Source organism: Streptomyces sp. NPDC001717, from assembly GCF_042892775.1.
In the GTDB taxonomy this organism is placed as follows: Bacteria; Actinomycetota; Actinomycetes; order Streptomycetales; family Streptomycetaceae; genus Streptomyces.
In genome coordinates this window covers 266,386-286,704 of the sequence record NZ_JBIAUK010000006.1, presented here as the reverse complement: position 1 = coordinate 286,704, position 20,319 = coordinate 266,386, and the positions used below count along the sequence as shown (strand labels likewise).

Here is a 20,319-nt window from a genome sequence, read left to right as displayed (position 1 = left end):
GGCGGGTCGGTGTCACAGACGTACGAATCACCAGGTCCGCGTCCCCCATCCGTGGGGGGCGCGGACCTGTTTTGTATGGACCCCCCATTCCGAACCCCCTCAGTTATCTCGTATGGTGGAAGAGTCTTTCCGAAGTTTGTAGCTGGTTACCTTGTACCGGCTGGTAGGTGGGACGATCGGACAACAGGTCCTGCCGCACCTGTCATCGTTTGGGCGGTGCCGCGCGGGACCCTGCGTGTACAGCGAACCAGGGACAGAAGAGGAAACACGGCCATGGCAACGGCGCCCAGCGTCTCGTATTCGATGACGGTCCGCCTGGAAGTGCCCGCGAGCGGAACCGCGGTCTCCCAGCTCACCACCGCCGTGGAGTCCTCCGGCGGTTCGGTCACCGGCCTCGACGTGACCGCTTCCGGCCACGAGAAGCTCCGGATCGACGTCACCATCGCCGCCACCTCCACCGCGCACGCCGACGAGATCGTCGAGAAGCTCCGCGGGATCGAGGGCGTCAGCCTCGGCAAGGTCTCCGACCGTACCTTCCTGATGCACCTCGGCGGCAAGATCGAGATGTCGTCCAAGCACCCCATCCGCAACCGTGACGACCTCTCGATGATCTACACCCCGGGCGTGGCCCGCGTGTGCACGGCCATCGCCGAGAACCCCGAGGACGCGCGCCGCCTCACCATCAAGCGCAACTCCGTCGCAGTCGTGACGGACGGCTCCGCCGTCCTGGGCCTGGGCAACATCGGCCCGATGGCCGCCCTGCCCGTCATGGAGGGCAAGGCCGCCCTCTTCAAGCGCTTCGCGGGCATCGACGCGTGGCCGATCTGCCTCGACACGCAGGACGCGGACGAGATCGTCGCCATCGTCAAGGCCATCGCCCCGGGCTTCGCCGGCATCAACCTGGAGGACATCTCCGCGCCGCGCTGCTTCGAGATCGAGGCCCGACTGCGCGAGGCCCTGGACATCCCCGTCTTCCACGACGACCAGCACGGCACCGCCATCGTGGTCCTCGCCGCCCTGACGAACGCACTTCGCGTGGTGGGCAAGGCAGTTGGCGACATCAAGGTCGTCATGTCCGGCGCCGGCGCGGCCGGTACGGCCATCCTCAAGCTGCTCCTCGCGGCGGGCGTCAAGAACGCCGTCAGCGCCGACATCCACGGTGTCGTGCACGCGGACCGCCCCGACCTCGTCGACGCCGCCGCCGACTCCCCGCTGCGCTGGATCGCCGACAACACCAACCCCGAGGGCTACACGGGCACTCTGAAGGAGGCCGTGGTCGGCGCCGACGTGTTCATCGGCGTCTCGGCCCCGAACGTGCTCTCCGGCGAGGACGTCGCCGCCATGGCGGAAGGCGCGATCGTGTTCGCGCTCGCGAACCCGGACCCCGAGGTGGACCCGGCGGTGGCCCGTCAGACCGCCGCCGTCGTCGCCACCGGCCGCTCCGACTTCCCGAACCAGATCAACAACGTGCTGGTCTTCCCGGGTGTCTTCCGCGGTCTGCTCGACGCCCAGTCGCGGACGGTCAACACCGACATGATGCTGGCGGCCGCGACCGCCCTCGCCGACGTCGTCGGCCAGGACGAGCTGAACGCGAACTACATCATCCCGTCGGTCTTCAACGACAAGGTGGCCGGCGCGGTCGCCGGCGCCGTCCGCAAGGCCGCCACGAACGCCTGAGCGTGCGGGCCGGGTCGAGCCGCCTCCCGCCGCCGGGTCGGCCGCCCCGGCCGACGGGGCCGATGGGTCGTCAGGGCCGTGACGGTCGTCTGTGACGGCCCTCACGGCCCGCCGTTCCCGGCGCGTCGCGAGATGCGGGCCCGGTGGGCCGCCTCTAGGGTTGCGGGGATGCCCTCGGGCTCCGCTGTCCGCGTCCGCGTCGTGCGCAAGGGTGTGGACGGAGCGTCACCGAGGCGTGACTGTGGCGCTTTTCGTGTGACCCCGGCGGGTGCCGGATTGGCTTTCCCGCCGCTGGTGGGGGCAGGATGCGTAACCGGGCGAGAGGGTCTGACGTTCAGACCCGGGTCCGGGGACTGTCCTAGGGCCCTGGCAGCATCGGCTTCGATCTCACGCCTCTAAGGCAAGTTGAACACGGGAGTACAACATGAACCGCAGTGAGCTGGTGGCCGCTCTGTCCGAGCGCGCCGAGGTGACCCGCAAGGACGCCGACGCCGTTCTGGCCGCGCTCGCCGAGACCGTCGGCGAGATTGTCGCCAAGGGCGACGAGAAGGTCACCATCCCCGGCTTCCTGACCTTCGAGCGCACCCACCGTGCCGCTCGCACCGCGCGCAACCCGCAGACCGGCGACCCCATCCAGATCCCGGCCGGCTACAGCGTGAAGGTCTCCGCGGGCTCCAAGCTCAAGGAAGCCGCCAAGGGCAAGTAGTACGCCCTTGTGCCGAGGCCCGCACAGGGCCTCGGGACGGCAGTGGTACGAAGAACGGCCAGGGCGGCCGCCCCCGAGCGGGGCGGCCGCCCTTCGGCCTTCCAGGGGCCCTCCCAGGCCCTCCCAGGCCCTTGCAGGGCCTTCTCCAGGCACTCCCGTGCCCTTCCCGCGCGCTTCCGGGCCTTCGCCGCGCCCTCCCGCGCGTTTCCGGGCCCTCCTGTGCGCTTCCGCGCACTTCGGGGCCTCCCGGGGCGCCCCGCGCCTCCGGGGCGCCGGTGAGGCCCCGTCAGGCCCTTTGCAGGGCAAAGGGAAAGCCCCCCGGGCCCTGTGCGGGGCCCGGGGGGCTTTCGTCCGTACCGGCTGGGCCGTACGGGTCAGACCAGGTCGCCGCCCGGGAGTTCGACCTTCGCGCCGAGCTCGACGAGCTTCTCCATGAAGTTCTCGTAGCCGCGGTTGATCAGGTCGATGCCGTGGACGCGCGAGGTGCCCTCGGCCGCCAGCGCCGCGATCAGGTACGAGAAGCCGCCGCGCAGGTCGGGGATGACCAGGTCGGCGCCCTGCAGCTTGGTGGGGCCGGAGACGACCGCCGAGTGCAGGAAGTTGCGCTGGCCGAAGCGGCAGGCGCTGCCGCCCAGGCACTCGCGGTACAGCTGGATGTGAGCACCCATCTGGTTGAGCGCCGAGGTGAAGCCGAGCCGGGACTCGTAGACCGTCTCGTGGACGATCGAGAGGCCGGAGGCCTGCGTCAGGGCCACGACCAGCGGCTGCTGCCAGTCGGTCTGGAAGCCGGGGTGGACGTCGGTCTCCAGCGCGATGGCGTTGAGCGGGCCGCCCGGGTGCCAGAAGCGGATGCCGTCGTCGTCGATCTCGAAGGCGCCGCCGACCTTCCGGTACGTGTTCAGGAAGGTCATCATCGAGCGCTGCTGGGCGCCGCGCACGTAGATGTTGCCGCCGGTGGCCAGGGCCGCGGAAGCCCAGGAAGCGGCCTCCAGGCGGTCCGGGAGCGCCTTGTGGTTGTAACCGCCGAGACGCTCGACACCGGTGATCCGGATGGTCCGGTCGGTGTCCATGGAGATGATCGCGCCCATCTTCTGCAGTACGCAGATGAGGTCCTCGATCTCCGGTTCCACGGCGGCGTTGCTGAGCTCGGTGACGCCCTCGGCCAGGACGGCCGTCAGCAGCACCTGCTCGGTCGAGCCGACCGAGGGATAGGGCAGGCGGATCTTGCAGCCGCGCAGTCGCTGCGGGGCCTCCAGGTACTGGCCGCCCTCGCGCTTCTCGATGGTCGCGCCGAACTGGCGGAGCACCTCGAAGTGGAAGTCGATCGGACGGCCGCCGATGTCGCAGCCGCCGAGGCCCGGGATGAAGGCGTGGCCGAGGCGGTGCAGCAGCGGACCGCAGAAGAGGATCGGGATGCGCGACGAACCCGCGTGGGCGTCGATGTCGGCGACGTTCGCGCTCTCGACGTGGGAGGGGTCGAGCACCAGCTCGCCCGGCTCCTCGCCGGGACGGACCGTCACCCCGTGCAGCTGGAGCAGCCCGCGGACGACCCGGACGTCACGGATGTCGGGAACGTTGCGCAGCCGGCTGGGTTCACTGCCGAGCAGCGCGGCGACCATGGCCTTGGGCACGAGGTTCTTCGCACCGCGGACTCGGATCTCGCCCTCGAGCGGGGTGCCGCCGTGGACAAGCAGTACATCGTCACTGATGCCGGTCATGAATCTCGCGTTCCGGAGAGGGGGTGGGCGGGGGGCGAGTGACAAGGGTAAGGGCCACCACCCCCTTGTTCGTAAGGGTGACGTGGCCGTAGGACTGTCATGAATTCGGTACAACACCCTCCGTATCCACCACATGGCGGAGCGTCGCGTTCCGGCTGTGCCGGCCGCGCGCCCTCCCCGCTGCTGCGGTGCGCCCTGAGCTGCGTACGATTCGATCTCGCCGTCGGCTCCCCGCGACGGGCGAATGTGCGGGATCATGTCGGCATGACCGAGGTGTCCTCCCTCACAGGGCGGCTGCTCGTGGCCACCCCCGCCCTCGCGGACCCGAACTTCGACCGCGCGGTGGTGCTGCTGCTCGACCACGACGAGCAGGGCTCGCTCGGCGTGGTCCTCAACCGGCCGACTCCCGTGGGCGTCGGCGACGTACTGCTGCCCTGGGCGCCGCTGGCGGGCGATCCGGGCGTGGTCTTCCAGGGCGGGCCCGTCGCGCTCGACTCGGCGCTCGGGGTGGCCGTCATCCCCGGCGAGGAGGGTCCGCTCGGGTGGCGCCGGGTGCACGGCGCCATAGGGCTGGTGGACCTGGAGGCGCCGCCGGAGCTGCTCGCCTCGGCGCTGGGCTCGCTGCGCATCTTCGCCGGGTACTCGGGCTGGGGCCCGGGCCAGCTGGAGGACGAGCTCGGCACCGGCGCCTGGTACGTGGTGGAGTCGGAGCCCGGTGACGTGTCCTTCCCCGACCCCGAACGGCTCTGGCGGGCGGTGCTGCGCCGCCAGCGCAGCGAACTCGCGATGGTCGCCACCTATCCGGACGACCCGTCGCTCAACTGACCCGTGCGGGGATCGGTACCCTGGCTTTATGAGCACTCTTGAGCCCGAGCGCGGGACTGGTACGGGGACCCTCGTAGAACCGACGCCACAGGTGTCCCACGGCGACGGCGACCACGAGCGCTTCGCCCACTACGTCCAGAAGGACAAGATCATGGCGAGCGCGCTCGACGGCACCCCCGTCGTCGCGCTCTGCGGCAAGGTCTGGGTGCCGGGCCGGGACCCGAAGAAGTACCCGGTCTGCCCCATGTGCAAGGAGATCTACGAGTCCATGGGCCCCGGTGGGGACAAGGACAAGGGCGGCAAGGACAAGTAGTCCGTCCCGCCGAGCAGGGCCGAGGCCCCCGGTCGCACGCGAGTGCGGTCGGGGGCCTTTGCCGTGCACCGGGCGGGGGCTAGGGTCGGCTCGACGAGCACTCTGCGGAACAGGTGTTGCGCACAGTGCAACGAGCTGTCGCGAAGGGTGCCGCCGCATGGACCTGATCCCCGTACCGCAGGTTGCCGACTTCGACGAGGGCGGGCGCCGCCACGCGTTCGGGCCCGAACCGGTCCTCGACGCCGGCCCCGGCACCGAGGGCGTGGCGCGGCTGCTGCGCCGGGAACTGGGCGCCGCCACCGGCTGGAGCCTGCCGGCCGCCGGGCCCGGCGGGGCCGCCGACCTGCGGCTGCGCCTGGACCCGGAGTTCGGGGAGCCGTCGCGGCCGGAGTCGTACGGGATCACCGTCGACGCCACGGGGGTCGAGCTGGTCGGCAGGAGCGCGGCCGGGCTGTTCCGGGGCTACCAGACGCTGCGGCAACTGCTGGGGCCGGACGTCTACCGCAAGGCGCCGCTGCCCGGGCGGGAGTGGAGCCTGCCGTACGTGGTGATCGCCGACAGCCCCCGCTTCGGGTGGCGCGGGCTGATGCTCGACGTGGCGCGGCACTTCATGCCCAAGGACGGCGTGCTGCGCTACATCGACCTGATCGCCGCCCACAAGCTCAACGTGCTGCACCTGCACCTGACGGACGACCAGGGCTGGCGGGTCGAGATCAAGCGCCACCCGCGACTGACCGAGGTCGGCGCCTGGCGGGCGCGCAGCCGGTGGGGGCACCGGGCCTCGCCGCTGTGGAACGAGACCCCGCACGGCGGCTTCTACACCCAGGACGACATCCGCGAGATCGTCGCGTACGCCGCCGAGCGGCACGTACGGGTGGTTCCGGAGATCGACCTTCCGGGGCATTCGCAGGCCGCGATCGCCGCGTACCCGGAGCTGGGCAACACCGACGTCGTGGACACCTCGGCGCTGGGGGTGTGGGACGACTGGGGCATCAACGAGAACGTGCTCGCGCCGACCGAGGCCGTGCTGCGCTTCTACGAGGGCGTTTTCGAGGAGCTGCTGGAGCTCTTTCCGGCGGAGGTCTCGCCCTTCGTGCACGTGGGCGGGGACGAGTGCCCCAAGGCGCAGTGGAAGGCCTCCGCGGTCGCGCAGGAGCGGATCCGCGAGCTGGGGGTGGACGGGGAGGACGGGCTGCAGTCCTGGTTCATCCGGCACTTCGACGGCTGGCTCGCCGAGCGGGGGCGGCGGCTGATCGGCTGGGACGAGATCCTGGAGGGCGGACTCGCGGACGGCGCGGCCGTGTCCTCGTGGCGCGGCTACGCGGGCGGGATCGCCGCCGCCGAGGCCGGGCACGACGTGGTGATGTGCCCCGAGCAGCAGGTGTACCTGGACCACCGTCAGGCGGCGGGCGGGGATGAGCCGATGCCGATCGGATACGTCCGCTCATTGGAGGACGTGTACCGGTTTGAGCCGGTACCGCCGAAGATGAGCGAGGCGGCCGCGGCCCGGGTGTTGGGCGCGCAGGCCAACGTGTGGACCGAGGTGGCGGAGGACCGGGCGCGGGTCGACTACCAGACGTTCCCCCGGCTCGCGGCCTTCGCGGAGGTCGTGTGGTCCTGGCAGCCGGCCCCGGAGGAGCGGGACTTCGCCCGGTTCGAGCGCCGGATGGAGTCGGCGCACTACGCGCGACTGGACGCGCTCGGCGTCGACTACCGGCCGCCGGGGGGCCCGTTGCCGTGGCAGCGGCGTCCGGGGGTGCTCGGGCGTCCGATCGAGGGGGAGCCCCCGATCGCGTGACGATCGTGTGACGTCGGGCGGGGCGGACGGCGGTGCCGCGGTGGGCGCACCGCCCCTGCCTGGAATCGGAACTCTGTCTTGTTTTCCTCCTATACGGGGAAAAACGGCCCGTCCGGGAGGAAGCCCGGAAACGGCCGTGAGGAAGCCCGGAGGTGGCCCGTGACGGCCCGACCGCCCGACGACCCCCGCCCCGGCCCACCCTCGCGCGGAGCGGCCCGGAAGATGTGCCAGAGTTGCCACGTCCCGGCGGTGAGCACGTACCGTACGGCGGACAGGCGTGAGCGCCGGGACCGGGACATCGGGAAGGGGCAGCTGGGTTGACCACGCACGCACCGCAAGCACCGCACGCGTCGGATGCGCCTCATGGCGCGCAGGGCCAGCATTCGGCGCAGGCCCCGCACGCGGCGCAGTCCGTGACGTTGCCGACCTCGCTCGACGAGGCCGTGGCGGCGCTCACCGCCATGCCCGCCGCCGTGCCCGTCGCCGGCGGCACCGACCTCATGGCCGCCGTCAACGCCGGGCAACTGCGGCCCGCCGCGCTGGTCGGCCTGGGCCGGATCAACGAGATCCGCGGCTGGCAGTACCAGGACGGCCACGCACTCCTCGGCGCCGGACTCACCCACGCGCGCATGGGACGGCCCGACTTCGCGGCCCTGATCCCCGCGCTGGCGGCCGCCGCACGCGCCGCCGGACCGCCGCAGATCCGCAACGCGGGCACCCTCGGCGGGAACATCGCCACGGCCGCGCCCACGGGCGACGCACTGCCCGTGCTGGCCGCGCTGGAGGCCGTGCTCCTCGTCGCCGGGCCGCTCGGTCAGCGCGAGATCCCGGTCTCGCACCTGCTGGCGGGCCGCGAGATGCTCCGGCCCGGAGAACTGATCGGCTTCGTACGGGTGCCGCTGCTGCACGCGCCGCAGGTGTTCCTCAAGGCCACGGGTCGTACGGGGCCGGGCCGCGCGGTGGCGTCCGTGGGACTCGTACTGGATCCCGCGCGCAGGGGGGTGCGGTGCGCCATCGGAGCGGTGGCCCCGATGCCGCTGCGTCCGCTGGAGGCCGAGCAGTGGGTGGCCTCGCTGATCGACTGGGACGGGGACCGGAGCCTGGCCCCCGAGGCGCTGGAGGCCTTCGGCGAGTACGTCGGCGCCGCCTGCGTGCCCGACCAGGGCGACCCGGTGGCTCCCGGTGTGCTGCACCTGCGGCGCACGGTGGCCGTGCTGGCACGGAGGGCCCTGGGGAGGGCGCTGACCTCATGAGCGGGAACGAGAACGAGAACGTGACCCAGGGGAACGCCGGAAACGGCGCGAACGGCGCAAACGGCGCGAACGGCACGGCGGGCTGGGGCTGGGAACCCGTCCCGCAGGGCGGCGAGTACGACTCGGACGCCACGGCCTTCGTGAAACTGCCGCAGGACATGCTGGACGCGCTCGGCACGGGGGAGCCCCTCGCGGCGCCCGGGCACGGGTACGTGCCGCCGCCGATGATCGTGCCGCTGGGCTCGGCCACCACGGACCCGAGCGCCACCGGCACCTGGACGATCCCGGTGCAGTGGCCCGAGGCGGGGGGCTCCGCCCCGGGCGACCCGGGTCCCGCTCCCGCGCCCACGCCCGCCCCGGTGGGCGGGCCGATCCCGGCGTCGATCCCGATCCCGGCCGCGGTGGCGGCGGCGTTCGCCGAAGCCGAGCCGGAGCAGGCGCAGGCGCAGCCGCCGGTGCACGACCCCGGGGCGACGGCGGAGTGGCGGTTCCAGGACGAGGCCTCGACGGGGCAGTGGGCGGTGCCGGCGTACTCGGAGTACGCGGAGTACGGGGAGTACGGCGGGACGCCGGAGGCACCCGGAACCGCCGGACTCTCCGGAGCCCCCGGACTTTCCGATCAGCAGGGTGACTTCCGGCCGTCGGCGGAGCCGAGCGCGCCGGCCGCCGACTGGAGCCAGGCCCCCGCGACGCTGCCGGGCGGCGCCCCGGCGCCGTGGGCGTACCCGACGCAGGACACGGGCGCGCTGCCCGGCACGCTCCCGGGCACCGACGCGGCCGCGGCCGCGTCGGCCGCCGCTGCCGCCGCCACCGCGGCGACCTCCGGACGGCTGCTCGGCGGCCCCGGCGTGGGCACCGCGCCGCGCGGCCCGAGGGTGCTGGGCGGCCCGGGCGTGGGCACCCCGCTCCCGGAGGACGAGCCGGCGCACCCGACCCCGCACGACATCGACGCCGCCCACGGCGCGGCGCAGGCCCCGGCCGAGGGGGCGCGGGCGTCGGAGCACGCGGAGTTCGGGGGGCACGCCGGGTTCGGCGGGCCCGGCGGGCACGCGGGGTTCGACGGGCACGCGGAGTACGGCGGGCACGCGGAGCAGGCGGTCCACGCGGAGCACGGGGACGGTGCGGAGTACGCGGACGGCACGGACGGAGCCGGGCACACCGGGCACGCGGGTCACTCGGAGCACGTGGGTCACACCGGCCACATCGACCTCACCGGCCATGCGGAAGCCGCCGGGCACGCGGGTCAGCCCGGGCAGGCCCAGTACACCGGCCAGACCGGGCACGGCAGCCACACCGCACACACCGCACACACCGGACACACCGGGCACGCCGAGTTCGCGCCGTCCGGAGGCACCGACGGACGCGGCTTCGACGCCTTCGGGAACGGGCCGGCCCCGGCTGAGCCCGAGCCGGTACCGGTCGGCGCCCCGGCCGCCGCACCCGCGGCGGACCCCGCCGACGCCGGCCCGCACGCTCACGCGGAGGGGTCCCGGCCCGAGGCCGCCGAGCCCGCTGCCGAGGCCGACGAAGCCGGCCCGGTCGACCCCGCCCAGGCCCCGACGGACGCCGCCGCCGTGCCCGCGCCGGACGGGGACGCCGCCGACAGTGCCCTGTCACCCCCGGCCGAGGACCCCACCGCAGGTGTCCCGGCCGAGGGGCCGACGTACGAAGAAGAGAATGAACACCCCCAGGCCTCCTACGTCCTGCGCGTGAACGGCGCCGATCGTCCCGTCACCGGAGCCTGGATCGGCGAATCCCTGCTCTACGTGCTGCGCGAGCGCCTCGGCCTCGCCGGGGCCAAGGACGGCTGCTCGCAGGGCGAATGCGGGGCATGCGCCGTGCAGGTCGACGGCCGGCTCGTCGCCTCGTGCCTGGTCCCTGCGGCGACGGCCGCCGGCAGCGAGGTCCGTACCGTCGAAGGTCTCGCGACGGACGGGGAACTCTCGGACGTGCAGCAGGCGTTGTGCAGGTCGGGCGCGGTGCAGTGCGGGTTCTGCGTGCCCGGCATGGCGATGACCATCCACGACCTGCTGGAGGGCAACCACGCTCCCAGCGAGCTGGAGACCCGTCAGGCGCTCTGCGGCAACCTCTGCCGCTGCTCCGGCTACTCGGGGGTCGTCGACGCCGTGCGCGAGGTCGTGGCCGAGCGCGAGGCGGCTGCGGCGGCCACGGCGGCCGCCGAGTCGGCGGCTTCGCCGGAGCCGCTCATTCCGCACCAGGCAGCGCCCGGCGAGGGCGGCATCCACCACGGAGGCACGGCGTGAGCGGGCAGGACGCGGCGACGGCGACGACGACGCTGAACACGATGGTGACCGCCCTGGCGGCGCCCACCGACCCCGCCGACCGGCAGGTCGCCCGCGGAATCGGTGCCTCCGTGCCCTCCGCCGACACCCGGGCCAAGACCGAGGGCACCTTCCCCTACGCCGCCGACCTGTGGGCCGAGGGCCTCCTGTGGGCCGCCGTGCTCCGCTCCCCGCACGCCCACGCCCGGATCCTCTCCATCGACACCACGGCCGCCGCCGCCATGCCCGGCGTCCGCGCCGTCGTCACCCACGCCGACCTCCCCGGCGCCACCACGCACGGCCGCCGCATCGCCGACCGGCCCGTCTTCGCGCACGACGTGGTCCGCCACCACGGCGAGCCCATCGCCGCCGTCGCCGCCGACCACCCCGACACCGCGCGCCTCGCCGCCGCCGCCATCGCCGTCGAGTACGAGCTCCTCGACGCGGTCACCGACCCGGAGCAGTCCTTCGGCGCCGCCCCGCTGCACCCCGACGGCAACCTCATCCGGCACATCCCGCTCCGCTACGGAGACCCGGAGGTCACCGGCGAGGTCGTCGTCGAGGGCCTCTACCGGATCGGCCGCCAGGACCCCGCCCCCATCGGCGCCGAGGCCGGGCTGGCCGTGCCGCGCCCCGACGGCGGCGTCGAGCTGTACACCGCCTCCACCGACCCGCACACCGACCGCGACCTGGCCGCCGCCTGCTTCGGCCTCGAACCGGACCGGGTGCGCGTCGTCGTCACCGGCGTGCCGGGCGCGACGGCCGACCGCGAGGACGCCGCCTTCCAGCTCCCGCTCGGCCTCCTGGCCCTGCGCACGGGCTGCCCGGTCAAGCTGGCCGCGACCCGCGAGGAGTCCTTCCTCGGCCACACCCACCGCCACCCGACCCTGCTGCGCTACCGCCACCACGCGGACGCGGAGGGGCGGTTGGTCAAGGTCGAGGCGCAGATCCTGATGGACGGCGGAGCGTACGCCGACTCGTCCTCCGAATCCCTGGCAGCGGCGGTGGCGTTCGCCTGTGGCCCGTACGTCGTCCCGCACGCCTTCGTCGAGGGCTGGGCGGTCCGTACGAACAACCCGCCCTCCGGTCACGTCCGGGGCGAGGGCGCGATGCAGGTCTGCGCCGCGTACGAAGGCCAGATGGACAAACTCGCCGCGGCCCTCGGCATCGACGGCGCGGAACTGCGCATGCGCAACGTCCTCGCCACGGGCGACCTCCTCCCGACCGGCCAGACGGTCACCTGCCCGGCCCCCGTCGCCGAACTCCTCCGCGCGGTGCGCGACTTCGAGCTCCCCTCCCTCCCGAAGGACACCCCGGAGGACGAGTGGCTGCTGCCGGGCGGCCCGGAGGGCGCGGGCGAGCCGGGCGCGGTGCGGCGGGGCGTCGGCTACGGGGTCGGCATGGTGCACATGCTCGGCGCCGAGGGCACCGACGAGGTTTCCACCGCCACGGTGAAGGTGGTGAACGGTGCGGCGACGGTCATCTGCGCGGCCGTCGACACCGGCCAGGGCTTCGCGACCCTCGCCCGCCAGATCGTCCAGGAGGTCCTGGGCGTCGACGAGGTGACCACGGCCCCCGTCGACACGGACCAGCCGCCGGCCGGCCCGGCGGCGCACGGCCGCCACACGTGGGTGTCGGGTGGCGCCGTCGAACGCGCCGCGAAGATGGTCCGCACGCAACTCCTCCAGCCGATGGCCCACAAACTCGGCATGTCCACGGAACTCCTGCAGATCGCGGATGGCCGGATCACGTCGTACGACGGCGCCTTCTCGATGACGGTCGCGGAGGCCATGGAAGGCAAGGAACTCTGGGCGACGGCCCAGTGCCGCCCCCACCCCACGGAGCCCCTGGACGCCGACGGCCAGGGCGACGCCTTCGTCGGCCTCGCCTTCTGCGCGATCCGCGCGGTGGTGGACGTGGACATCGAACTCGGCTCGGTCCGCGTCGTGGAACTCGCCGTGGCCCAGGACGTGGGCCGCATCCTCAACCCCCGCCAGTTGGAAGCCCGTATCGAAGCGGGAGTCACGCAGGGCGTGGGCGCGGCGCTGACGGAAAACCTCCGCACGGTCTCGGGCCTGGTCCGCCACCCCGACCTGACGGGCTACGCCCTGCCGACGGCGCTGGACGCGCCGGTGGTCCGCATCGTCAAACTGGTCGAGGAGCGTGACGTGGTGGCCCCGTTCGGCGCGAAGGCGGCGAGCGCGGTCCCTGTGGTGACGGCCCCGGCGGCGGTAGCCTCGGCAGTACGCGCGGCCACGGGCCGCCCGGTGAACAGGCTCCCGATCCGGCCATCGGCGGCGGTCGCAGTGCCCAACTCGTGACCGTGTGACCCGCATTGCACGTGCAACCCGGACTTGGGGCTGTCGGTACCGATGGCTAGAGTGATCGGTCAGAGTGATTCCGCGCGCGTGTGAATACGAGTGAACGCGAGTGAACGCGCGCGAACGGGGACGGGGAGCGGCGCTGACGAGCGCCGCGACCACGGGGAGACGGGGAGTCGGGGAGACCAACGTGGCAGAGGACAACGGGCTGGATCTGTTCGGCGTGGGCGTTGCGGCGAGCCTGGCGGGCAACATCGCCGCGCAGGCCGCCGCCCAGGGCGCGGCGGCGGCGCTGCGGATCCAGTACGACGACCTGAAGAATTACCAGAAGCTGGTGAACGACCTTCTGACGAAGCTCGACGGGTCCTCGGCACAGCACGGGAGGCTGGCCGACGGCAAGCTGCCGGCGGCAGCCCTGGGCGACTTCACCGAGGCCAAGAAGCTCTACAGCTCCTACAACACCGTCCACACGGAGCTGGAGAAGCTGTCGAAGGGGCTGGCCGTGCTGATCGAGGCCATGGGCATCGCCGTACAGTCCGCGGGCAAGGGCATTGCCGAGGCGGACGAGGAGACCAAGCGGCGCATGGCGGTCCTGGCCAAGCAGGCCCATGATCAGTACGTCCGCGAACGTGACCCGTACGCGGACAAGACGGCCGTAGGAGCACCGGCCACGCCGAACAGTCCGCAGCCGAACGGGACGAAGAAGGGCGGCGTTCTCGGATGACGAATTATGAGGTCTACACGCATGCACAGCTGCATGCGATGGTGGCTGCGATCCACCCGGAAGGCGTGACCGCGCTGGGGACGCTACTCACCGATGCCGCCACGACGATCGAGGAGATCGGGAACAAGCTCAAGGACCACAAGGTCAACGGCTGGGAGGGCGAAGCGGCCGAGGCCTACCGGAACTGGGTGAGTCAGGCGGGGAGTGCCACGCTGGTGCTGGCTGAGTTCAGTGCCGCAGGCGGCCAGGCCATGACGGAGACGGCCCAGGTCATGCGCGAGGTCAAGGGGGCCGACGGTAAGGAGGGGAACATGCCTCCTTACAGCGCAGGTACCGAGGCGAGCCTCAAGGAAAACCTCGAGCTCTCCCGCAAGTACCACAACGATCCGGATGCGGTGCAGCTCGGCCAGGACGCGTGGCGGAGGTTGAACGGAGACCACGCGCGGGCCGTCGACGCGATGAACAAGCTGGCTGGGGCGTACGACCACTCCACCGTGCAGATGAACAAGGCTCAGGCGACGGCCCCGACGTTTCCTCCGCCGCCGGATGTGTTGGTGCCGGTCGGTTATGGCGGCGATCAGGATATGGCGAGGTCCGGGGGAGGGTCCGGTGGGGGATCCGGCTCGGCCGGATACTCGTACGGGCCGTCAAACTCAGGTACTGGGACGTCTTCGAACGAGCCCGGGTGGGTTCCCGGGCACCCACCGCAGCCGGACAGCCAGGTCCCGTCCGTGCCCGTGCCGGAAATCCCTGACCACAAAGTGGACGTGGGCCTCGACTCCCTCGGCACGCTCCCGGACCGGACTGTGCCGCCGGTGACGACCACGCCCGGTGGGCCGCTGCCCACCGGGCCGGGCCCCATCGGTCCCGCTCCCGGCCCCTTCGTTCCGCCCGTGAGTCTCCCCCCGGTCGGCGGCCTGAAGGGAACCGGCCCGGGCACAGGGCCGGGACTCGGCCCGTACCCGCGCCTGACGGGTCCCAACAGTCAGGTTGGCAGGGCCGGTGGTATGCCCCCGCGTGACGCCGGCATCATGGGCGGTCGTCCAGTGACGTCCAACGGTCCCGGCTCGGGTATCCCGAGAGGGACGGTCATCGGCGAAGGAGCTCAGGCCGGCCGCGGCATGGGCGGTCCGATGGGTGGCGGTGCTCACGGTGGTGGCGCGGGCGGAGTTTCGGCGGGCCGTCGACTGGCTTCCGAGCCGGGAGGCATCGTTGGTGGGCGCCAGTCCGCGGCGGGTCGTCCGATCGCGGGCGGTAAGCCGTTCACCCAGGGCGGCTCGGGCTTGGTGCGGAATGGCGCTGTCGGCGCGGGTACGCACACTCCGGGTAAGCGACGGGACGACCAGGGGGGCGAACGCCCCGACTACCTGGTCGAAGACGAAGAGACCTGGCAGGGCAACCGTCGTGTTGCTCCGCCGGTGATCGACTGAGCGGAACGGACATTGCACGGGATGCGCATGCGTAAGGCGACCTCGGCCCTGGTGGGCCTTCTGCTGGCCGGGGTCGCCGCGACTCCGGCCCACGCGGAGACCATTCGATCGCAGCAATGGCATCTCGACGCCATGAAGGCCGACGAGATCTGGAAGATCAGCACTGGTAAGGGGATCACCGTCGCGGTGATCGATACCGGTGTCAATCAGATCCCGGAACTTGAAGGCCAGGTTCTCCCGGGCAAGACATTCGCTGTTGACGGTGCCGAGGTCGGCAGGGACAACGACTACTACGGCCACGGCACCACCATGGCTGGAGTGATCGCCGGTACCGGGAAGCATCCGAGCGGTGATGGCGCGTACGGCCTTGCACCTGGAGTCAAGATCCTCCCGATCCGCGTGCCCGACACGCTTGAAGATGCGGATACCCCGGCGATGGTCGCGGCCATTCGATATGCAGCGGACTCGGACGCCAAGGTCATCAACATTTCCATGGGGCGTCCAAGCAAGCCAGAGCAGGACGAGGGGCGGGCCGCCGCCGTGAAGTATGCGCTCTCGAAAGGAAAGTTGCTCTTTGCCGCCGTCGGCAACTACGGGGATTCGACCAACGAGCTCGCCTACCCAGCCGGGACTCCCGGAGTAGTGGGTGTCGGAGCTGTGGACGCCAAGGGCGAGCCGACCAAGGAGTCGATGCACGGCCCCCAAGTGGATGTGGCTGCGCCGGGCATTGACATCGTTACCTCCTGCAAGGGCAAGACGGGGCTCTGTAAGAGCCACGGCACTAGTGACGCCTCCGCCCTCGCCTCCGCCTCCGCCGCCCTCCTCTGGTCCGCCCACCCCGACTGGACCAACAACCAGGTCCTCCGCGTCCTGCTGAACAACGCCGGCAAGCCCGTCGACGGCAGCCAGCGCAACGACTACATCGGCTACGGCATCGTCCGGCCCCGCGTAGCCCTGCAGAACCCCGGCGACCCCGGCCCGGCCGACGTCTACCCCCTGCCCGACCTGGCGGCAGCGACCTCCGGATCCAAGACCCCCTCCGGCTCGCCGGACGCCAAGGCCCCCAGCTCGACCGCGTCCGCCCCCGCCGCCCAGGCGGACGAGAAGAAGGACGGCAGTCTCCTTCCTTGGATCGGCCTCGGTCTGGGAGCCTGCCTGCTCATCGGCGGTGCCGTCACCGCGGTCGTCGTACGCCGGAACCGCTGAGTCCGACCGCCCCTCCCCCCACACAGGAGTTCACGCGATGTCGTTCGACGAGGAATGGTCGGCGGCGCGCGCCACGGCCGCGGCCAATGTCTCCATGCGGTTGAACCACGTGCCGATGGACCCCGGCGGCAGTGGCGGTGGTGGCGACCTGGAGCTCAACCAGGACCACATCGGCGCGATCGGTTCCGAGGCCTTCAAGCTGCACAGTCGGCTCCAGACCGACGGCAAGCATGCCGCGACCGCCACCACGGAGGCGGCGGGTGCGCTCACGAAGGAGAACTTCGCGAGTGGGGCGGCGCTGGCGAAGGTCAACAGCACCTGGGAGAGCCAGGTGAAGACACTTGTCGCCGCCTGCGCGAACATCTCCAACGGTCTGAACTACTCGCTCAAGTCCCACGCCCGGGACGAGCAGCAGCTCCAGGCCGACTTCACCGCATCCGCCATCGACAAATACCTCAAGTAGGCGGAGTCCGCATGCTGACGTACGAGAACGTGATGAACGCGCCCGTCGAGAAGCTGCAGACGGCGGTCACCGACTGGAAGGCCATGGTCGGCAAGCTGGACGAGATGGCCGAGGCCGCTCGCAACGGCATGAAGGCGAAGTCCGACAAGGCGGAGTGGAGCGGGGTCACGGCCGGGGTCGGCCGGGCGTTCGTCGACAAGACGGCCAAGGAGTTGGAAGACGCCGCCAAGGAGGCCAAGGGCATCCATACGGCCCTGACCGAGGGCCTCGCCGTCTTCAAGCAGTCCAGGGAACAGCTGAAGAAGATCGCCACAGAGGACGCCCCGGCGGCGGGTTTCCAGGTCGACGCCACGGGACGGGTCACGGCCATCCTGCCGGCGACCGAAGGGGAACGGAACGCGGCCCGGCACGACCCGGACTACCAGCGGTCCTTGAGCGAGAACCGCGGCCTGTGGCAGCAGAAGATCGACGCGATCATCGACAACTGCGACGACGTCGACCAGTCGCTGGCCCGCATGCTCGGCGCCAACGTCACCGACGGGCACGACTTCAGCGGCCCGAAGTACGCCACCCTCGACGCCGAACAGGCCGGCCGCGCCGCCGATCTCGCGAAGAAGGGCCGCGAGATCAGCCACGACGAGCTCGTGGAGCTCAACGAACTGCTGGCGGACAACGCCAAGGTGCCGGAGTTCTCGAAGAACTTCTACGAGACCCTCGGCCCCAAGGGAGCGCTCGAGTTCTTCGGGTACCTGTCGACCGACACCTACGACTACTCCAAGCTCGACGAGCAGCGCCTGAAGGACGTCCAGGAGCTCCAGAAGAACCTGGGCCTCAACCTGGCCACCGCCACCAACTCCAAGAACGATCCGCATCTGCCTGACAGCTACGCCCAGGAGCTGCGCAAGCTGGGCACCCAGCACATTCCGCTCGGGAAGTACGACCAGAATCCGCCGTACGGTTACCAGTTGCTCGGCGGCATCATGCGCTACGGGAACTACGACCCCAAGTTCCTGGTCCCCATCGCCGAGCACGCCACGCAGATCCACGCCAAGGACCCGGACTTCTTCAACTCGACGCGGCACATCAACGGGTACGGCAAGAACCTGTTCAACCCGTCGGGGGTCAACGGCGCGGGCTACGACCCGGTGGTCAGCTTCCTGGAGGCGATGGGTCACAGTCCGGACGCGGCGAAAGAGTTCTTCGACCCGGACCGTACGCCGCACGCGTACAACCAGGACGGCACGGATAAGTCGGGCGCGGCCGATCTTGGCAAGGGCGCGGACAAGAAGCCGGTCACGAGCTACCTCGACTTCTTCGGAAACGAGAAGTACGACTACACCATCGACATGGAGGGCACGAACTTCGACGACCTGAAAAAGGTCCAGCAGTACATGCCGGACGCGCTGGGGCATGCTCTGGAGGCGGCGACGCTCGGCCACGCGTGGGACGACCCGTCACCGCAATTGGTGCGGGACGACACGTCAGCGAGCATCATGAAGGAAGTCGTCACCAAGTACGGCGGAGACGCGGGCCTGCTCAAGGCTCACGAGTCGCTCGCGGACAGCGTCGGGAACATGACCGCCGGATACATCGACGACGTCAACCGCGCCCTGACCGAGAACGACCCCCACACCCCGTTCGAGGCGAAGAATTCGACCGGTCACATGACCCTGGAGCGGGATGAGGCCCGCAAGCTCCTCAGCGCTCTGGGTCAGCACCCCGACGCCTACGCCACCGTGTCCACCGCCGAGCGCGTCTACTCGACGTCCGTCCTGGAGTCACAGGTCGGTCCCGATGGGCACATCGACAAGGGGGCCGCCCGGGAGACCGTTCGGGTGGGCGCGGAAGTCCAGGGGATGCTCGACAAATCCCGCGCGGACCAGGTGCAGGAAAACCACGTGGCGAAGGACGAGGAGTACAACAAGGCGCTGGAGAAGCGCAGCGCCTGGATCGAGTTCGGCACCGGAGCGGCGATCGCGGCGGGAGTGGCCTTCCTCCCGGCGACGGCCGCCGTGGGGGCTGCCGCCATTCTCGTGCCCCTGGCCGTGGACACCGGCAGTGGAGCGCTGGAGCAGATGGCGGGCCAGGTGGTGGGCGACTGGTCGGAGGCGGAACAGAAGCGGCACGAGGACGACTCCAAGAAGGAGCTCCGCGAGCAGAAGAACGAGATCTATCGGGCCGGTGAGGAGACGATGCAGGCGCCCTCCAGGCGCTTCATCAATCAGCACGACCTGCGTGTCACCGACTCCGGGTTCGCCGAGGACCTACGCCAGGCCGCTCTGATCGGCTACGGCACGGGCGCCGACCGAGAGGACCAGCAGGGCCATGATCCGGAGTGAGAGGACCGGCCGGGTGCGGCGCGGAGCAGTGGCGGCCGGTTCGGCGGCGGCTCTGATGCTCACCGCGTGCGGGGGCGGAGGCGCGGACGGCGGCGAGGAGGAGTCCGAGCCGGGTGTCGTCGCGGGCCGGGTCTGCCACGGGCTGTTCGCCGGAGACGAGGGCAAGGCGCTCAGGACGACGCTCGGTGCGGAGACGTTCGCGCAGTCGGCGGACGACGAAAGCGCAGGTGACGCGGCGCGGAGGCTGGCCGCGGAACCCATGGACGACGGTGCTTGGCGCGAGCAGCGGATCTGCTCCGTCCACAAGGGCCCGCAGGCGGGCATCGCCGACCTGACCGTGACGGTCGAGCGGGTACGGCCAGCGGTAGCGGACGCCACCCACAGCGGCCCCGGGGTCGCACGGTACGTGGTGGGACACGGTGCCTGGGCCGATGTGAACAAGGCCGTCGTGTACGTCGACTGTCTCAGTCCGAAGGTGGCCGGCGCCGATGGCACGTCCCCGGCGGTGCTGGCCGTCAGCGCGTGGAACCGCACCTTCCCCCAAGGAGATGTCGTCAAGTACCAGGAGGCCAACCTGGTTCTCGCCCACGCCGGTGCCGTCGCGCTGGCCAAGGAGTTGAGCTGCAAGGACAACGGCGGACTGACCGACAAACCGACCATGCAACAGGCTCCCGCGGGCTAGCCGCAGGCCCACGGCAAAGACGTGACCGGATTTCGAACAAGCGTTACAGTGCCTGGTGATCGCCGGTGCCCCGCCACCGCGGTCGTCGTACGCCGTAGCCGCTGACACTTCCCCACCCCCCACGACCTGACACACAGGAGTTCACGCGATGTCGTTCGACGAGGAATGGTCGGCGGCGCGCGCCACGGCCGCGGCCAATGTCTCCATGCGGTTGAACCACGTGCCGATGGACCCCGGCGGCAGTGGCGGTGGTGGCGACCTGGAGCTCAACCAGGACCACATCGGCGCGATCGGTTCCGAGGCCTTCAAGCTGCACAGTCGGCTCCAGACCGACGGCAAGCATGCCGCGACCGCCACCACGGAGGCGGCGGGTGCGCTCACGAAGGAGAACTTCGCGAGTGGGGCGGCGCTGGCGAAGGTCAACAGCACCTGGGAGAGCCAGGTGAAGACCCTCGTCGCCGCCTGCGCGAACATCTCCAACGGTCTGAACTACTCGCTCAAGTCCCACGCCCAGGACGAGCAGCAGCTCCAGGCCGACTTCACCGCATCCGCCATCGACAAGTACCTGAAGTAGGCCTTCCC

16 protein-coding genes are annotated in these 20,319 nt (G+C 71.2%); 15 read left to right on the top strand and 1 reads right to left on the bottom strand.

Translation table 11 applies throughout. The features are described 5' to 3' along the window. The first annotated feature begins 273 nt into the window (after window positions 1-273). Both ACFYZL_RS14335 and ACFYZL_RS14330 read left to right on the top strand, forming a co-directional pair. Window positions 274-1,677: an NAD-dependent malic enzyme gene (locus ACFYZL_RS14335; protein WP_384754435.1), complete on the top strand. Its 1,404-nt coding sequence runs from the start codon at window positions 274-276 to the stop codon at window positions 1,675-1,677. A gap of 424 nt (window positions 1,678-2,101) precedes the next feature. Next, window positions 2,102-2,383 carry an HU family DNA-binding protein gene (locus tag ACFYZL_RS14330; RefSeq protein WP_007264399.1) on the top strand — a complete coding sequence of 94 codons (282 nt, stop codon included), beginning with the start codon at window positions 2,102-2,104 and terminating at the stop codon, window positions 2,381-2,383. A gap of 374 nt (window positions 2,384-2,757) precedes the next feature. Here ACFYZL_RS14330 and murA read toward each other — a convergent pair whose 3' ends face one another. Further along, window positions 2,758-4,101 (bottom strand): UDP-N-acetylglucosamine 1-carboxyvinyltransferase, encoded by a 1,344-nt coding sequence (gene murA, locus ACFYZL_RS14325; RefSeq protein ID WP_384754433.1) that lies wholly within the window; start codon window positions 4,099-4,101, stop codon window positions 2,758-2,760. Window positions 4,102-4,365: 264 nt separating this feature from the next. Between murA and ACFYZL_RS14320 the strand changes: the two genes are divergently transcribed. The 13 genes from ACFYZL_RS14320 (at window position 4,366) to ACFYZL_RS14260 (ending at window position 20,311) form a co-directional block, all read left to right on the top strand. Then, on the top strand, window positions 4,366-4,926 hold the full coding sequence (locus ACFYZL_RS14320; protein ID WP_384583754.1) for a YqgE/AlgH family protein: 561 nt from the start codon (window positions 4,366-4,368) through the stop codon (window positions 4,924-4,926). Window positions 4,927-4,954: 28 nt separating this feature from the next. Then, entirely contained in the window at window positions 4,955-5,239 is a 285-nt protein-coding gene (locus ACFYZL_RS14315; protein ID WP_030010729.1) for a DUF3039 domain-containing protein, read from the top strand. Between the two features lie 157 nt (window positions 5,240-5,396). Further along, window positions 5,397-7,037 (top strand): beta-N-acetylhexosaminidase, encoded by a 1,641-nt coding sequence (locus ACFYZL_RS14310; protein ID WP_388678990.1) that lies wholly within the window; start codon window positions 5,397-5,399, stop codon window positions 7,035-7,037. A gap of 317 nt (window positions 7,038-7,354) precedes the next feature. Continuing rightward, window positions 7,355-8,290 carry an FAD binding domain-containing protein gene (locus tag ACFYZL_RS14305; protein WP_384583762.1) on the top strand — a complete coding sequence of 312 codons (936 nt, stop codon included), beginning with the start codon at window positions 7,355-7,357 and terminating at the stop codon, window positions 8,288-8,290. Continuing rightward, complete coding sequence (locus ACFYZL_RS14300) at window positions 8,287-10,554, top strand: 2Fe-2S iron-sulfur cluster-binding protein (RefSeq protein ID WP_388678987.1); 2,268 nt, start codon at window positions 8,287-8,289, stop codon at window positions 10,552-10,554. Before ACFYZL_RS14305 ends, ACFYZL_RS14300 begins: the two co-directional genes overlap by 4 nt. A gap of 41 nt (window positions 10,555-10,595) precedes the next feature. Further along, a complete protein-coding gene (locus ACFYZL_RS14295; RefSeq protein WP_388679074.1) occupies window positions 10,596-12,893 on the top strand; it encodes a xanthine dehydrogenase family protein molybdopterin-binding subunit in 2,298 nt (765 codons plus the stop codon). Between the two features lie 190 nt (window positions 12,894-13,083). After that, entirely contained in the window at window positions 13,084-13,617 is a 534-nt protein-coding gene (locus tag ACFYZL_RS14290) for a hypothetical protein (protein ID WP_388678984.1), read from the top strand. Beyond that, window positions 13,614-15,047, top strand: coding sequence for a WXG100 family type VII secretion target (locus ACFYZL_RS14285; protein WP_388678981.1), 1,434 nt, complete (start codon window positions 13,614-13,616; stop codon window positions 15,045-15,047). Before ACFYZL_RS14290 ends, ACFYZL_RS14285 begins: the two co-directional genes overlap by 4 nt. A 21-nt stretch (window positions 15,048-15,068) precedes the next feature. Next, the gene (gene mycP, locus ACFYZL_RS14280; protein ID WP_388678978.1) at window positions 15,069-16,253 is read left to right on the top strand and encodes a type VII secretion-associated serine protease mycosin; all 1,185 of its coding nucleotides are present in this window, start codon (window positions 15,069-15,071) and stop codon (window positions 16,251-16,253) included. 37 nt (window positions 16,254-16,290) lie between these two features. Further along, window positions 16,291-16,716 carry a hypothetical protein gene (locus ACFYZL_RS14275; protein ID WP_388678975.1) on the top strand — a complete coding sequence of 142 codons (426 nt, stop codon included), beginning with the start codon at window positions 16,291-16,293 and terminating at the stop codon, window positions 16,714-16,716. A gap of 11 nt (window positions 16,717-16,727) precedes the next feature. Continuing rightward, the gene (locus tag ACFYZL_RS14270; protein WP_388678972.1) at window positions 16,728-19,055 is read left to right on the top strand and encodes a hypothetical protein; all 2,328 of its coding nucleotides are present in this window, start codon (window positions 16,728-16,730) and stop codon (window positions 19,053-19,055) included. Continuing rightward, entirely contained in the window at window positions 19,042-19,737 is a 696-nt protein-coding gene (locus tag ACFYZL_RS14265) for a hypothetical protein (protein WP_388678969.1), read from the top strand. Before ACFYZL_RS14270 ends, ACFYZL_RS14265 begins: the two co-directional genes overlap by 14 nt. 148 nt (window positions 19,738-19,885) lie before the next feature. Next, window positions 19,886-20,311 carry a hypothetical protein gene (locus ACFYZL_RS14260; protein ID WP_384583777.1) on the top strand — a complete coding sequence of 142 codons (426 nt, stop codon included), beginning with the start codon at window positions 19,886-19,888 and terminating at the stop codon, window positions 20,309-20,311. The last annotated feature ends 8 nt before the right edge of the window (window positions 20,312-20,319 follow it).

What these genes read in the sequence shown, in the direction of transcription:
- mycP (WP_388678978.1), top strand. Translation starts at nt 15,069, where the DNA reads ATGCGCATGCGTAAGGCGACCTCGGCCCTGGTGGGCCTTCTGCTGGCC.
- ACFYZL_RS14295 (WP_388679074.1), top strand. Translation starts at nt 10,596, where the DNA reads ATGGTGACCGCCCTGGCGGCGCCCACCGACCCCGCCGACCGGCAGGTC.
- murA (WP_384754433.1), bottom strand. Translation starts at nt 4,101, where the DNA reads ATGACCGGCATCAGTGACGATGTACTGCTTGTCCACGGCGGCACCCCG.
- ACFYZL_RS14300 (WP_388678987.1), top strand. Translation starts at nt 8,287, where the DNA reads ATGAGCGGGAACGAGAACGAGAACGTGACCCAGGGGAACGCCGGAAAC.
- ACFYZL_RS14330 (WP_007264399.1), top strand. Translation starts at nt 2,102, where the DNA reads ATGAACCGCAGTGAGCTGGTGGCCGCTCTGTCCGAGCGCGCCGAGGTG.
- ACFYZL_RS14265 (WP_388678969.1), top strand. Translation starts at nt 19,042, where the DNA reads ATGATCCGGAGTGAGAGGACCGGCCGGGTGCGGCGCGGAGCAGTGGCG.
- ACFYZL_RS14320 (WP_384583754.1), top strand. Translation starts at nt 4,366, where the DNA reads ATGACCGAGGTGTCCTCCCTCACAGGGCGGCTGCTCGTGGCCACCCCC.
- ACFYZL_RS14315 (WP_030010729.1), top strand. Translation starts at nt 4,955, where the DNA reads ATGAGCACTCTTGAGCCCGAGCGCGGGACTGGTACGGGGACCCTCGTA.
- ACFYZL_RS14270 (WP_388678972.1), top strand. Translation starts at nt 16,728, where the DNA reads ATGCTGACGTACGAGAACGTGATGAACGCGCCCGTCGAGAAGCTGCAG.
- ACFYZL_RS14260 (WP_384583777.1), top strand. Translation starts at nt 19,886, where the DNA reads ATGTCGTTCGACGAGGAATGGTCGGCGGCGCGCGCCACGGCCGCGGCC.
- ACFYZL_RS14285 (WP_388678981.1), top strand. Translation starts at nt 13,614, where the DNA reads ATGACGAATTATGAGGTCTACACGCATGCACAGCTGCATGCGATGGTG.
- ACFYZL_RS14310 (WP_388678990.1), top strand. Translation starts at nt 5,397, where the DNA reads ATGGACCTGATCCCCGTACCGCAGGTTGCCGACTTCGACGAGGGCGGG.
- ACFYZL_RS14335 (WP_384754435.1), top strand. Translation starts at nt 274, where the DNA reads ATGGCAACGGCGCCCAGCGTCTCGTATTCGATGACGGTCCGCCTGGAA.
- ACFYZL_RS14275 (WP_388678975.1), top strand. Translation starts at nt 16,291, where the DNA reads ATGTCGTTCGACGAGGAATGGTCGGCGGCGCGCGCCACGGCCGCGGCC.